This is a genomic window from Streptomyces sp. AC512_CC834, from assembly GCF_019049325.1.
Lineage (GTDB): Bacteria > Actinomycetota > Actinomycetes > Streptomycetales > Streptomycetaceae > Streptomyces.
Genome location: NZ_JAGMUO010000035.1, coordinates 99,292 through 113,395, shown reverse-complemented (window position 1 = coordinate 113,395; position 14,104 = coordinate 99,292). Strand labels below are relative to the sequence as shown.

The following is a 14,104-nucleotide window of genomic DNA, read 5'->3' as shown; positions in this document are numbered from 1 at the left end:
CACAGCAAGGACCGAAGCCGGACAGCACAACCGGTCGCCGAGCCAGACAGGCCGACGTCCGCTCCAGGGAAGGACCCTTCGTGAGCGACACCACCGATCTGATGGGCGCACGTGTCGAGGAGACCGCTGCCGCGCCCGCCACGGACGCCTCCGCGCCTGCCAGCGGTGCCGGCTCCCGGCGGCGCCGCGGTACCGGCCTCGAGGGCATGGTGCTGGCCGAGTTGCAGCAGGTCGCATCCGGCCTCGGCATCAAGGGCACCGCGCGGATGCGCAAGAGCCAACTGATCGAGGTCATCAAGGAGGCGCAGGCCACGGGGGGAGCCCCCGCCAAGGCCGCGCCCGCCACCGCGGACAGCGCAGGGGAGACCAAGCCGAAGCGCCGCAGCACCTCCCGGACCCGTACGGGCGACGAGGCATCCGCCGAGAAGGCGGAGAAGGCCGGCAAGAGCGAGAGGGCCGAGAAGGCCGAAAAGGCCGAGAAGAGGGCGGACAAGGCGGCTGGCGACAAGGCCGCCGACCAGCAGCAGATCGAGATCCCCGGTCAGCCGTCTCCCAAGGTCAACGCCTCGGCCGAGCAGGCCGGCGCCGCCGGTGAGGACGCCCCCTCCGAGCGTCGTCGTCGCCGGGCCACCGCCGACGCGGGCAGCCCGTCCGCCGCCACCGAGACGGTGGCCGTCGAGACCCGCGGCGGCGAGTCGAAGGCCGACGCGTCGGCCCAGCAGCAGTCGCAGGGGAACCAGGGGAACCAGGGAAACCAGCAGGGCCAGGGCGACGCCCGTTCCGACGGCGAGGGCGGCGAGGGCCGTCGTCGCGACCGCCGGGACCGGGGCGACCGTGGTGACCGTGGTGACCGGGGCGACCGCGGACGCGACCGCCGCAACAAGGGCGACGACCAGCAGAACCAGGGCGGCGGCCAGCAGCGTCAGCAGCAGGGCGGCGGACGCCAGGACCGTCAGCAGCACGACGACGGTTACGACGACGACGGGAGCGGCCGCCGCGGCCGTCGCGGCCGTTACCGGGACCGCCGGGGCCGTCGCGGACGCGACGAGATCCAGGAGCCGCAGATCAACGAGGACGACGTCCTCATCCCGGTCGCCGGCATCCTCGACATCCTCGACAACTACGCGTTCATCCGGACCTCCGGCTACCTGCCCGGACCCAACGACGTGTACGTCTCCCTCGCCCAGGTCCGCAAGAACGGCCTGCGCAAGGGCGACCACATCACCGGTGCGGTGCGCCAGCCCAAGGACGGCGAGCGCCGCGAGAAGTTCAACGCGCTGGTCCGCCTGGACTCCCAGAACGGCATGGCACCCGAATCCGGGCGCGGACGGCCGGAGTTCAACAAGCTGACGCCGCTGTACCCGCAGGACCGCCTCCGCCTGGAGACGGACCCCGGTGTCCTCACCACCCGCATCATCGACCTGGTCGCGCCGATCGGTAAGGGGCAGCGCGGTCTGATCGTGGCTCCGCCGAAGACCGGCAAGACCATGATCATGCAGGCGATCGCCAACGCGATCACGCACAACAACCCCGAGTGCCACCTGATGGTCGTCCTGGTCGACGAGCGTCCGGAAGAGGTCACCGACATGCAGCGGTCGGTGAAGGGCGAGGTCATCTCCTCGACCTTCGACCGTCCGGCCGAGGACCACACCACGGTCGCCGAGCTGGCCATCGAGCGCGCCAAGCGTCTGGTGGAGCTGGGTCACGACGTCGTCGTGCTGCTCGACTCGATCACGCGTCTGGGTCGTGCGTACAACCTCGCCGCCCCGGCCTCCGGCCGCATCCTGTCCGGTGGTGTCGACTCGACCGCCCTGTACCCGCCGAAGCGCTTCTTCGGTGCGGCCCGCAACATCGAGGACGGCGGTTCGCTGACCATCCTCGCCACCGCCCTGGTGGACACCGGGTCCCGCATGGACGAGGTCATCTTCGAGGAGTTCAAGGGCACCGGCAACGCCGAGCTGAAGCTCGACCGGAAGCTCGCCGACAAGCGCATCTTCCCGGCGGTGGACGTCGACGCGTCCGGCACCCGCAAGGAGGAGATCCTGCTCGGCAGCGAGGAGCTGGCCATCACCTGGAAGCTGCGCCGGGTGCTGCACGCCCTCGACCAGCAGCAGGCGATCGAACTGCTCCTCGACAAGATGAAGCAGACCAAGTCGAACGCCGAGTTCCTGATGCAGATCCAGAAGACGACCCCGACGCCCGGCAACGGCGACTGACGTCTTCGCACACCACCCGGGGCCGCCCTCGTCACACCGGTGACGGAGGCGGCCCCCGTGCATGTCAGGACGTACACACGCGCACGTACGCCCGCGGACGTACGCCCGCGCACGTACGCCCGCGGACTCGTGCCCGCGCCCCGACAAGACCGCTTCCGCGACCTTCGCCACACCGGTGAAGATCGCCACCGGGTCCGGCAGCCACGACGGCTTCGGCCGAATCCGCAGGTGACCGCGCGGTTCACGGTCCGTTCGGCAACGCTCTGTGTCCGGTGCGGCACGCGTCGGACACAGAGCGTTGTGCAACCCTGTCCCGAGTTCCGCCGTCTCAGCTACGGAGGGACGATGGTGAGGTACCGGCGCAAGCCGCCGGAGCCACCGACCCGACCCTGAGCGCAGGGGGTAACCGACCGGACGAACACCTGAGGAGCACATGTCCGCCGAGAGCACGCCCGATCCCGCGATACCCGACCCCGGGAAGTCCGCCACCGGTGAGTCCACCACCGACGGACCGGGCCACCGGGGCAAGGGCCGCCGCCGCAGGCCCCGCGCCAAGCGGCGCAAGGCACTGCTCGTCGCGGCCTGGAGCGCCGCGGGCATCGTGGTCCTGGGCGGCACCGGCGCCGGGGTCCTCTACTTCAAGCTCAACGGGAACCTCACGAGCGTCGACATCGACCAGGCACTCGGCGCCGACCGGCCCGAGAAGGCCGACAACGGCTCCGAGAACATCCTGGTGCTCGGCTCCGACACCCGCTCCGGCGGCAACAAGGAGCTCGGCGGCGGCACCGACGACGGCACCGCCCGCTCGGACACGGCGATGATCGTGCACGTCTACAAGGGCCACAAGAAGGCCAGCGTGGTCTCCGTCCCGCGCGACACCCTCATCGACCGCCCCGACTGCACCGACACCGACGGCGGCGAGCACCCGGCCGCCGAGGGCGTGATGTTCAACTCCGCCTACTCCACCGGCGGCGCCGCCTGCGCCGTGAAGACCGTCGAGTCCCTCAGCGGCCTGCGCATGGACCACTACCTGGAGGTCGACTTCACCGGCTTCCAGAACCTCATCGACGACCTCGGCGGCGTGCAGGTCACCACCACCGAGGACATCAAGGACCCCGACAGCCACCTCGACCTCGCGGCCGGCACCCACCGGCTCGACGGCGAGCAGGCCCTCGGCCTGGTCCGCACCCGGCACGGCGTCGGCGACGGCTCCGACCTCGGCCGCATCCAGCTCCAGCAGGCCTTCGTCAAGGCCCTGGTCGACCAGGTCAAGGACGTCGGCCTGCTCGGCAACCCCAAGAAGCTGTACGACATCGCCGACACCGCCACCAAGACCGTCACCACCGACTCCGACCTGGGCTCGGTGAACTCCCTGATGTCCTTCGCGAGCGGCCTCAAGGGCATCGGCCCGGACAACATGCACATGGTCACCATGCCGGTGATCTACGACCCCGCCGACGCCAACCGGGTCCTGGTGGAGAAGGACAAGGCCCAGCAGGTCTGGACGGCCCTGAAGAACGACCGCCCGATCCCGGAGTCGGCCACCGAGGGCACGGCAACCGGCGAGGCCAAGGGCGTCGTCAACGCCGGGGAATAGATCACGACGTCCCCCGGTTTTGGGGGATGGCCCCAGTCCTGGCAGACTGGTAAGTCGGCTCCGGTTCACGCTCCCGCATCCCGCGGCTGCGACCCGGCGCCCTCCCGGAACAGTAGGAGACACCTTGAAGCGCGACATCCACCCCGAGTACATCGAGACCCAGGTCAGCTGCACCTGTGGCGCGTCGTTCACCACCCGCAGCACCATCGCGTCCGGCACCGTCCGGGCCGAGGTCTGCTCCGAGTGCCACCCGTTCTACACGGGCAAGCAGAAGATCCTCGACACCGGTGGCCGTGTGGCCCGCTTCGAGGCCCGCTTCGGCAAGGCTGCCGGCTCCAAGAAGTAGCGAGCCCCCAATCGCCGGTCCACGGCCGCATCCCCCACCGGGGGAGCGCCGGGACCGGCGTTTTTGGTCGCCCGTCTTCCCCTTCCCAAGCAGTAGCAGGAGCCCAAGATGTTCGAGGCCGTCGAGGAACTCGTCGCCGAGCACGCCGACCTGGAGAAGAAGCTCGCCGACCCGTCGGTCCACTCCGACCAGGCCAACGCGCGCAGGCTGAACAAGCGTTACGCCGAGCTCACCCCGATCGTCGCCACGTACCGCTCCTGGAAGCAGACCGGCGAGGACGCCGAGACCGCCCGCGAGTTCGCCGCCGACGACCCGGACTTCGCCGCCGAGGTCAAGGAACTGGAGAAGCGGCGCGAGGAACTCACCGAGAAGCTCCGCCTGCTGCTCGTCCCGCGCGACCCCAGCGACGACAAGGACGTCATCCTCGAGGTCAAGGCCGGCGCCGGCGGCGACGAGTCGGCGCTCTTCGCCGGCGACCTGCTGCGCATGTACCTGCGCTACGCGGAACGGATCGGCTGGAAGACCGAGATCATCGACTCCACCGAGTCCGAGCTGGGCGGCTACAAGGACGTCCAGGTCGCCGTGAAGACCAAGGGCGGCCAGGGCGCCACCGAGCCGGGACAGGGCGTCTGGGCGCGGCTGAAGTACGAGGGCGGCGTGCACCGCGTGCAGCGCGTCCCCGCGACCGAGTCCCAGGGCCGGATCCACACCTCCGCGGCGGGTGTCCTCGTGACCCCCGAGGCCGAGGAGATCGACGTCGAGATCAACCCCAACGACCTGCGCATCGACGTCTACCGCTCGTCCGGGCCCGGCGGCCAGTCCGTCAACACCACCGACTCCGCCGTGCGCATCACGCACATTCCCACCGGAGTCGTCGCCTCCTGCCAGAACGAGAAGAGCCAGCTTCAGAACAAGGAGCAGGCGATGCGTATCCTGCGCTCCAGGCTGCTCGCGGCGGCGCAGGAGGAGGCGGAGAAGGAGGCCGCGGACGCCCGGCGCAGCCAGGTCCGCACCGTCGACCGCTCCGAGAAGATCCGCACGTACAACTTCCCGGAGAACCGCATCTCGGACCACCGCGTCGGCTTCAAGGCGTACAACCTGGACCAGGTCCTGGACGGCGACCTCGACTCGGTGATCCAGGCCTGCGTCGACGCGGACTCGGCCGCGAAGCTCGCCGCCGCGTAAGCCCCGGTACGACAGCTCGGAGGACCAGCGTGCCGCTACATCACGGGGGGCGACCCCCGAACCCCCGCAGTGTGCTGCTCGCGGAGGTGGCCCAGGCCACCCAGCGGCTGGCCGACGCCGGCGTGCCCTCGCCGCGCACCGACGCGGAGGAACTCGCCGCGTACCTGCACGGCGTCAAGCGGGGCGAGCTGCACACCGTGCCGGACACCGACTTCGACGCCCGGTACTGGGAGGTCGTCGCCCGCCGCGAGGCGCGCGAGCCGCTCCAGCACATCACCGGCCACGCCTACTTCCGCTACCTGGAGCTCCAGGTCGGCCCCGGCGTCTTCGTGCCCCGCCCCGAGACCGAGTCCGTCGTCGGCTGGGCCATAGACGCGGTACGCGCCATGGACGTCGTCGAGCCCCGCATCGTCGACCTGTGCACCGGCTCGGGCGCCATCGCGCTCGCGCTCGCCCAGGAGGTGCCGCGCTCCCGCGTGCACGCCGTGGAGCTGTCCGAGGACGCCCTCAGATGGACGCGCAAGAACATGGAGGGGTCCAGGGTCGACCTGCGCCAGGGAGACGCCCTGACGGCCTTCCCCGACCTCGACGGCCACGTCGACCTGGTGGTCTCCAACCCGCCGTACATCCCGCTCACCGAGTGGGAGTACGTCGCCCCCGAGGCCCGCGACCACGATCCGCAGCTCGCCCTGTTCTCCGGCGAGGACGGACTCGACCTGATCCGCGGCCTGGAACGCACCGCCCACCGCCTGCTGCGCCCCGGCGGCGTGGTCGTCGTCGAGCACGCCGACACCCAGGGCGGCCAGGTGCCGTGGATCTTCACCGAGGCACGGGGCTGGGCCGACGCGGCCGACCACCCCGACCTCAACAACCGGCCCAGGTTCGCGACCGCCCGCAGGGCACTGCCGTGAGCACCGCCCCGACTTCCACCCCGCAGTACGTGTACGAGGAGGCCCGCTAATGGCACGGCGATACGACACCAACGACGCGACCGACCGAGTGACCGGTCTGCGCGAGGCCGCGTCCGCCGTCCGCCGTGGCGAACTGGTGGTGCTGCCGACGGACACCGTGTACGGCATCGGCGCCGACGCCTTCGCCCCGGAGGCCGTCGGTGACCTGCTCGAGGCCAAGGGCCGCGGCCGCAACATGCCCTCGCCCGTCCTCATCGGCTCGCCCAACACCCTGCACGGCCTGGTCACCGACTTCTCCGAGATGGCCTGGGAGCTCGTCGACGCCTTCTGGCCGGGCGCGCTGACGCTGGTCGCCAAGCACCAGCCGTCCCTCCAGTGGGACCTCGGCGAGACCCGCGGCACCGTCGCCGTCCGCATGCCGCTGCACCCCGTCGCCATCGAGCTGCTCACCGAGGTCGGCCCCATGGCCGTCTCCTCCGCCAACCTGACCGGCCACCCCGCGCCCGAGGACTGCGACGCGGCCCAGCAGATGCTCGGCGACTCCGTCTCCGTGTACCTGGACGGCGGCCCCACCCCCGGCATCGTCCCGTCGTCCATCGTCGACGTCACCCGCGAGGTGCCCGTGCTGCTGCGCGCGGGCGCGTTGTCGGCCGAGGAGCTGCGCAAGGTGGTACCCGACCTCGAGGTGGCGAATTGACGGCCCCTGAGACGGGGCGTGGCATAGGCAACGGGGAACGTGCCGCGGAGATCACGACGACGTTCGTCGGGCTTCCGCGCGACAGCTTCCGCATCCTCCACGTCAGCACCGGCAACGTGTGCCGCTCGCCCATCACCGAGCGGCTGACCCGGCATTTCGTGACGGAGCGGCTCGGCGTACTGGGCGGCGGCCTCGTCGTGGAGAGCGCCGGCACCTGGGGCCACGAGGGCGCGCCCATGGAGGCGAACGCCGAGGCGGTCCTCGCGGACTTCGGCGCCGACGCCGTCGGCTTCACCGGACGCGAACTGCTCGACGAGCACGTGATCCGCGCGGACCTGGTGCTCACCGCGACGCGTGACCACCGGGGGCAGGTCATCTCCATGGGGCACTCGGCGGGCCTGCGCACCTTCACCCTCAAGGAGTTCACCCGCCTGGTGAACGCCATCGACCCCGCGACCCTGCCGCCCCTGGAGGACGGCCTGGTCACCCGTGCGCGCGCCCTGGTCCGCGCGGCCGCCGCGCTACGCGGGTGGCTCCTGGCGCCCACGGTGGAGGCGGACGAGGTGTACGACCCGTACGGGGCGCCGCTGACGTTCTTCCGGTCGGTCGGCGACGAGATACACCAGGCGCTGGATCCGGTGGTGACGGCGCTGACGGGGGTGTCCACCAGGACGTGAGAGGCACGACGGCCGAGCGCGTCGCCGGAGTGGGGCCTACATTGGTCCTACGTCACCGTCGACGCACGCCCGGAGCGCACCATGTCGGTCACCCACGACGTCCCCCAGACGGATATCGATGACAGCCGGCTGGGAGACCTGCTGCGCCAGGACCCCGAGCTGGCCGAGATCCTGCTCGCCGAACGCCGCAGGCAGTCGACGACCCTCCAGTTGATCGCCGCCGAGAACTTCACCTCCCCCGCCGTGCTGGCCGCCCTCGGATCCCCGCTGGCCAACAAGTACGCCGAGGGCTACCCGGGCGCCCGGCACCACGGCGGCTGCGAGATCGTCGACGTCGCCGAGCGGCTCGCCGTGGAGCGGGCCCAGGACCTCTTCGGCGCCGAGCACGCCAACGTGCAGTCCCACTCCGGCTCCTCCGCCGTACTGGCCGCCTACGCCGCCCTGCTGCGCCCCGGCGACACCGTCCTCGCCCTCGGCCTGCCCTACGGCGGTCACCTCACGCACGGCTCGCCCGCGAACTTCTCCGGCCGCTGGTTCGACTTCGTCGGCTACGGCGTGGACGCGGAGACCGGGCTCGTCGACCACGACCAGGTGCGCACCCTGGCCCGCGCGAGCCGCCCCAAGGCGATCGTGTGCGGCTCGATCGCCTACCCACGCCACCTCGACTACGCCTTCTTCCGCGACGTCGCCGACGAGGTGGGCGCCTACCTCGTCGCGGACGCCGCCCACCCGATCGGGCTGGTCGCCGGGGGAGCGGCGCCCAGTCCGGTGCCGTACGCCGACATCGTCTGCGCCACCACGCACAAGGTGCTGCGCGGGCCGCGCGGCGGCATGGTGCTGTGCGGGAGCGAACTGGCCGAGCGGGTGGACCGGGCCGTGTTCCCGTTCACGCAGGGCGGGGCGCAGATGCACACCATCGCCGCCAAGGCCGTCGCCTTCGGAGAGGCGGCCACCGGGGCCTTCGCCGCGTACGCCCACCAGGTCGTCGCCAACGCCCGCACCCTGGCCGCCCACCTGGCCGCCGAGGGCCTGGTCGTCAGCACCGGCGGCACCGACACCCACCTGATCACCGCCGACCCGGCCCCGCTCGGCGTCGACGGCAGGACCGCGCGGGGCCGGCTCGCGGCGGCCGGGATCGTCCTGGACTGCTGCGCACTGCCGCACGCGGACGCGCGGGGGCTGCGCCTGGGCACGGCCGCCGTCACCACGCAGGGCATGGGGGAGCGGGAGATGCGGGCGGTGGCCACGCTGCTCGCGGGCGTGCTCAGGGGCGCCACAGACCCGGCCGCGGCCCGGGACGACGTACGGGATCTGGTCGCGCAGTTCCCGCCGTATCCGGACTGAGGTGGGGTAGGCGCACACGCGTGCACAGCCACACGTGCAACCATCGTCGCTACCCGGAAGTCCTCAACCGTATGCGCGCATCGCTAGGGTGTGAGGTTGAGGATGGCCAGCGAGACCTGTGGGGAAGCCCGTGCGTGAATACCTGCTGACGCTCTGCGTCACGGCCGCGGTGACGTATCTGCTGACAGGGCCGGTACGCAAATTCGCGATCGTGGCGGGGGCGATGCCGGAGATCCGGGCACGTGACGTGCACCGGGAACCCACTCCGCGGCTCGGCGGGATCGCGATGTTCTTCGGGCTGTGCGCGGGCCTGCTGGTCGCCGACCACCTCACCAACCTCAGTGAGGTCTTCGAGAAGTCCAACGAACCGCGGGCCCTGCTGTCCGGGGCGGCCCTGATCTGGCTGATCGGCGTCCTGGACGACAAGTTCGAGATCGACGCCCTGATCAAGCTGGGCGGCCAGATGATCGCCGCCGGTGTGATGGTGGTGCAGGGTCTGACCATCCTGTGGATCCCTCTGCCGGGCGTCGGCACGGTGGCGCTCACCCAGTGGCAGGGCACCCTGCTGACGGTGGCGCTGGTCGTCATCACCATCAACGCGGTCAACTTCGTGGACGGCCTCGACGGTCTCGCGGCCGGCATGGTGTGCATCGCGGCGGCGGCGTTCTTCATGTACGCCTACCGCATCTGGTACTCGTACGGCATCGAGGCCGCGGCGCCCGCCTCGCTGTTCGCGGCCATCCTGATGGGCATGTGCCTGGGCTTCCTGCCGCACAACATGCACCCCGCCCGGATCTTCATGGGCGACTCCGGCTCGATGCTGATCGGCCTGGTGCTGGCGGCCGGCGCGATCTCCGTCACCGGGCAGGTCGACCCGGACGTGATGAAGCTGTTCTCCGGTTCCGAGCGCAACGCGGTGCACCAGATGGTGCCGGTCTACATCCCGCTGCTGATGCCGCTGACCATCATCGCCATCCCGGCGGCCGACCTGATCCTGGCGATCGTCCGGCGCACCTGGCGCGGCCAGTCGCCGTTCGCCGCGGACCGGGGGCACCTGCACCACCGGCTGCTCGAGATCGGGCACTCGCACAGTCGCGCGGTGCTGATCATGTACTTTTTCTCGGCGCTGATCTCCTTCGGCTCGCTCGCCTACTCCGTGAACGCCGCGTCCATGTGGATCGTGCTCGGCGTCGTCTTCCTCAGCGCGATCGGTCTTGTCCTGCTCCTGCTGCCGCGCTTCACCCCGCGCGCCCCGCGCTGGGCCGAGCGCGTCGTGCCGCCCCGCTACCGGCGCCGCGAGGCGGCCGCCGCCGGGGACGAGGCCGCGCAGGAGCCCGCGGTGGACGCGGGCGCGGACGCGGGCGAGGACCAGGACAGGGTTCCGGTCACCGTGGGGGTCTCGGGCGTCAACGGGGCCACCGCCGTCGGACCCCGTTCGCGGGCAAGGTAAGAATCTGACTAGAGCATTGCCAAGTCGTGGGGGAACGAAATACCCCATTACCAGACAAGTGGGTGCAGTAACTGCACAGACGCGCGCGGTCACTCTCATGTGTGACAGCAAGCACACCCACAGGTAAAGAGCTCATCAAATAGTTTGTGATACGGTTCACGAGTATTCCCGGGGTAGAGCCCAAGGACCGTAGTGCGACGGTCTCTTGAACGTGAGGACCCCGTCCGGCCCGGGACTACGCTCGTCCATGACGACACCTGCCCCCTGTGTGTTGAAAGCGGAGTTGCCGCCATGCCGTCCAATGACGTCCGGATCCTGGTTCAGGCTGCCGTACCCACGGCTGCCGTCGGTGCTGTAGCCGCCGTCGTCAGCGCAGTGGTGGCCGGCGGCAAGGGCGCGGTCGGAGCCGTCGTCGCGACAGTGGTGGCGATGCTCTTCATGGGAATCGGCCTCTACGTCCTGCAGCGCACCGCCAAATCGCTTCCGCACCTTTTCCAGGCGATGGGCCTGATGCTCTACGCGGCACAGATCCTGCTGCTGTTCGTCTTCCTCGCCGCGTTCAAGAACACGACGTTGTTCAACCCCCGGTCCTTCGCGATCACTCTGGTCGCCGTCACGCTCACGTGGATCGCGACGCAGACTCGGGCGCACATGAAGGCCAAGATTCTCTACGTCGAGCCCGAGTCGTCGAGCGAGAAGTCCGAAAAGACGGGGCACTCGTCGTGACGGGTAGGGCCGGGATAAAGAGGCACGTGAGGTCCTGCTATCGTCCGGTGCCAACTGCGGCATCGCGGGCGCGGGCATTCGAGCTGACGCCTGCTCAATCGCGAGGCGAGATGCCCCACAGCCGCCCCCATATCCGTAACACCAGTCCCGTGCCGAACTGCGGCCCCGCGCCGCGCCGACACAACGAGGTTGCCGTACCCATGCGCCACGATGAAGGAGCCCGCGGTGAGTGCTGACCCGACGCAGGTGCTCGCCTTCGAGACCGACTGCCACATCTTCGACGGTTGTGGCTTCCCGGCTCCCGGCCTGCACTCGTTCCTCTTCGAGCCGCTCTGGGGCAACGCAGACGGCAACGGCATGTACTTCAACAAGCCGATGCTGCTGGCCCTGCTCGGCTCGATCATCATCGTGGGCTTCTTCTGGGCCGCCTTCAACAAGCCGAAGGTCGTCCCGGGCAAGCTCCAGATGGTCGCCGAGGCCGGCTACGACTTCATCCGCCGCGGAGTCGTTTACGAGACGGTCGGAAAGAAGGAGGGCGAGAAGTACGTCCCGCTGATCGTCACGCTGTTCTTCTTCGTCTGGATGATGAACCTCTGGTCGATCATTCCGGTCGCCCAGTTCCCGGTGACCGCGATCATCGCCTACCCGATGGTCCTGGCCCTGGTCGTCTACGTCCTGTGGGTCTCGCTGACCTTCAAGCGCCACGGCTTCGTCGGCTTCTTCAAGAACGTCACCGGCTACGACAAGTCCCTCGGCGCGGTGCTGCCGCTGTCGATGACCATCGAGTTCTTCTCGAACCTGCTGGTCCGCCCCTTCACGCACGCTGTCCGGCTCTTCGCCAACATGTTCGCCGGCCACACGCTGCTGCTGCTCTTCACGATCGCCAGTTGGTACCTGCTGAACGGCATCGGCTTCGCCTACGCGGGCGTCTCGTTCGTGATGACGATCATCATGACGGCCTTCGAGCTCTTCATCCAGGCCGTGCAGGCGTACGTGTTCGTGCTGCTGACCTGCACCTATATCCAGGGCGCGCTCGCCGAGAACCACTGAGTCCCCGCCCGGCCTCACACCCCAGCCGTCCGGTGGCAACCCCCACCGGTCCGTAAAGAAAAGGAAGAACCGGCATGTCCCAGACCCTTGCTGCCGTTGATGGTTCGCTCAGCTCCGTCGGGTACGGCCTGGCCGCCATTGGCCCCGGCGTCGGCGTCGGCATCATCTTCGGCAACGGCACCCAGGCCCTCGCCCGTCAGCCCGAGGCGGCCGGCCTGATCCGCGCCAACCAGATCCTCGGCTTCGCCTTCTGTGAGGCGCTCGCCCTCATCGGTCTCGTCATGCCCTTCGTCTACTAAGACGAAGACCGACGACCGACCCTTTCGACGAAAGGCATTGATGTGACTTCCGCCCTGGTTTTCCTGGCGGCTGAGGGTGAGAAGGAGAACCCCCTCATCCCGCCGTGGCCGGAGCTCGTCATCGGCCTGATCGCCTTCGTCATCGTCTTCGGCTTCCTCGCCAAGAAGCTCCTCCCGAACATCAACAAGGTTCTGGAAGAGCGCCGCGAGGCCATCGAGGGCGGTATCGAGAAGGCCGAGGCCGCGCAGACCGAGGCCCAGAGCGTCCTCGAGCAGTACAAGGCCCAGCTCGCCGAGGCCCGTCACGAGGCCGCGCGACTGCGCCAGGAGGCGCAGGAGCAGGGCGCCACGCTCATCGCCGAGATGCGCGCGGAAGGCCAGCGGCAGCGTGAGGAGATCATCGCCGCCGGTCACGCCCAGATCCAGGCCGACCGCAAGGCCGCCGCGTCCGCGCTGCGCCAGGACGTCGGCACGCTGGCCACCGAGCTGGCCGGCAAGCTCGTCGGCGAGTCCCTCGAGGACCACGCCCGCCAGAGCCGCGTCATCGACCGCTTCCTGGACGAGCTGGACGACAAGGCGACGAAGTCCGAGGCAACCCGATGAGTGGGATGCACGGAGCGAGCCGCGAGGCCCTTGCCGCCGCACGTGAGCGTCTCGACGCGCTGACGGACTCCACGTCCGTGGACGCCGGCTCGCTCGCCGGAGAGCTGGCCGCCGTCACCGCGCTGCTCCACCGCGAGGTGTCGCTGCGCCGGGTCCTCACCGACCCGGCGCAGTCCGGCGAGGCCAAGGCCGAACTCGCCCAGCGCCTCCTCGGCACCCAGGTCGGCGGCACCGCCGTCGACGTGGTGGCCGGCATGGTGCGCTCCCGCTGGTCGCAGTCCCGCGACCTGGTGGACGCGCTGGAGGAGCTGGCGAACACCGCCGACCTCACCGCCGCCCAGAAGGCGGGCCGGCTCGACGACGTGGAGGACGAGCTGTTCCGGTTCGGCCGGATCGTCTCCTCCAACACCGAGCTGCGCGCCGCGCTCACCAACCGGTCGGCCACCACCTCGGCCAAGGGCGAGCTGCTGCGCAGCCTGCTCGGCGGCCGGGCGGACGCGAGCACCGAGCGTCTGGTCAGCCGTCTTGTTACCGCGCCGCGGGGACGTAGCCTGGAGTCGGGACTCGAATCCCTGTCCAAGCTCGCCGCCGACCGGCGGGACCGGATGGTCGCCGTCGTCACCTCGGCGGTGCCGCTGAGCGACACGCAGAAGCAGCGCCTCGGCGCCGCTCTCGCGAAGGTCTACGGCCGTCCGATGCACCTCAATCTCGACGTGGACCCCGAGGTCGTCGGAGGGATCCGGGTGCAGGTCGGTGACGAGGTCATCAACGGCTCCATCGCGGACCGCCTGGAGGACGCCGGCCGCCGCATGGCGAGCTGACGCCCCGCGCGACAACAGCAGCGACAACAGCACAGCAAGTAACAGCAGTAGCAGTAGCAGTAGCAGTTAGCAGTAGCAGTACGTACTTACGACGGCCCTGGTTGGGCCGTGCAGAGGATTCACCTCTTATTGGGGGGAGTCCCCGACTCGTGGAATACCCCCCAAGTGAAACTTCGGGCCCA

The 14,104-nt window shown here is 69.9% G+C and carries 15 protein-coding genes; all 15 read left to right on the top strand.

The window, feature by feature from the left end:
- The first annotated feature begins 80 nt into the window (after positions 1 to 80).
- The 15 genes from rho to KUM40_RS15670 all read left to right on the top strand — a co-directional run bounded on the left by rho (position 81) and on the right by KUM40_RS15670 (position 13,922).
- Positions 81 to 2,216 carry a transcription termination factor Rho gene (gene rho / locus KUM40_RS15740; RefSeq protein WP_217166591.1) on the top strand — a complete coding sequence of 712 codons (2,136 nt, stop codon included), beginning with the start codon at positions 81 to 83 and terminating at the stop codon, positions 2,214 to 2,216.
- Between the two features lie 61 nt (positions 2,217 to 2,277).
- Complete coding sequence (locus KUM40_RS15735; RefSeq protein ID WP_217166590.1) at positions 2,278 to 2,448, top strand: hypothetical protein; 171 nt, start codon at positions 2,278 to 2,280, stop codon at positions 2,446 to 2,448.
- Between the two features lie 201 nt (positions 2,449 to 2,649).
- Positions 2,650 to 3,813, top strand: coding sequence for an LCP family protein (locus KUM40_RS15730; protein ID WP_217166589.1), 1,164 nt, complete (start codon positions 2,650 to 2,652; stop codon positions 3,811 to 3,813).
- Between the two features lie 124 nt (positions 3,814 to 3,937).
- The gene (gene rpmE, locus KUM40_RS15725; RefSeq protein WP_217166588.1) at positions 3,938 to 4,159 is read left to right on the top strand and encodes a 50S ribosomal protein L31; all 222 of its coding nucleotides are present in this window, start codon (positions 3,938 to 3,940) and stop codon (positions 4,157 to 4,159) included.
- A 108-nt stretch (positions 4,160 to 4,267) separates the two neighbouring features.
- Entirely contained in the window at positions 4,268 to 5,344 is a 1,077-nt protein-coding gene (gene prfA, locus KUM40_RS15720; RefSeq protein ID WP_217166587.1) for a peptide chain release factor 1, read from the top strand.
- 71 nt (positions 5,345 to 5,415) lie between these two features.
- On the top strand, positions 5,416 to 6,255 hold the full coding sequence (gene prmC, locus KUM40_RS15715) for a peptide chain release factor N(5)-glutamine methyltransferase (protein WP_217166586.1): 840 nt from the start codon (positions 5,416 to 5,418) through the stop codon (positions 6,253 to 6,255).
- A gap of 49 nt (positions 6,256 to 6,304) precedes the next feature.
- On the top strand, positions 6,305 to 6,952 hold the full coding sequence (locus KUM40_RS15710; RefSeq protein WP_217166585.1) for an L-threonylcarbamoyladenylate synthase: 648 nt from the start codon (positions 6,305 to 6,307) through the stop codon (positions 6,950 to 6,952).
- The gene (locus tag KUM40_RS15705) at positions 6,949 to 7,629 is read left to right on the top strand and encodes a protein-tyrosine-phosphatase (RefSeq protein ID WP_217166584.1); all 681 of its coding nucleotides are present in this window, start codon (positions 6,949 to 6,951) and stop codon (positions 7,627 to 7,629) included. The genes KUM40_RS15710 and KUM40_RS15705 overlap by 4 nt, the downstream gene beginning before the upstream one ends.
- Positions 7,630 to 7,710: 81 nt before the next feature.
- A complete protein-coding gene (gene glyA / locus KUM40_RS15700) occupies positions 7,711 to 8,973 on the top strand; it encodes a serine hydroxymethyltransferase (RefSeq protein ID WP_217166583.1) in 1,263 nt (420 codons plus the stop codon).
- 130 nt (positions 8,974 to 9,103) lie between these two features.
- Positions 9,104 to 10,423, top strand: a complete 1,320-nt coding sequence (locus KUM40_RS15695; RefSeq protein ID WP_217166582.1) for an MraY family glycosyltransferase — start codon at positions 9,104 to 9,106, stop codon at positions 10,421 to 10,423.
- 291 nt (positions 10,424 to 10,714) lie between these two features.
- On the top strand, positions 10,715 to 11,149 hold the full coding sequence (locus tag KUM40_RS15690; RefSeq protein WP_217166581.1) for a hypothetical protein: 435 nt from the start codon (positions 10,715 to 10,717) through the stop codon (positions 11,147 to 11,149).
- A 210-nt stretch (positions 11,150 to 11,359) separates the two neighbouring features.
- Positions 11,360 to 12,199 (top strand): F0F1 ATP synthase subunit A, encoded by an 840-nt coding sequence (atpB, locus tag KUM40_RS15685; protein ID WP_217166580.1) that lies wholly within the window; start codon positions 11,360 to 11,362, stop codon positions 12,197 to 12,199.
- Positions 12,200 to 12,273: 74 nt separating this feature from the next.
- The gene (gene atpE, locus KUM40_RS15680) at positions 12,274 to 12,498 is read left to right on the top strand and encodes an ATP synthase F0 subunit C (protein ID WP_007387656.1); all 225 of its coding nucleotides are present in this window, start codon (positions 12,274 to 12,276) and stop codon (positions 12,496 to 12,498) included.
- A 42-nt stretch (positions 12,499 to 12,540) separates the two neighbouring features.
- The gene (locus KUM40_RS15675; RefSeq protein WP_217166579.1) at positions 12,541 to 13,101 is read left to right on the top strand and encodes a F0F1 ATP synthase subunit B; all 561 of its coding nucleotides are present in this window, start codon (positions 12,541 to 12,543) and stop codon (positions 13,099 to 13,101) included.
- Positions 13,102 to 13,106: 5 nt separating this feature from the next.
- Positions 13,107 to 13,922: a F0F1 ATP synthase subunit delta gene (locus KUM40_RS15670; RefSeq protein ID WP_217166620.1), complete on the top strand. Its 816-nt coding sequence runs from the start codon at positions 13,107 to 13,109 to the stop codon at positions 13,920 to 13,922.
- Positions 13,923 to 14,104: the final 182 nt, after the last annotated feature.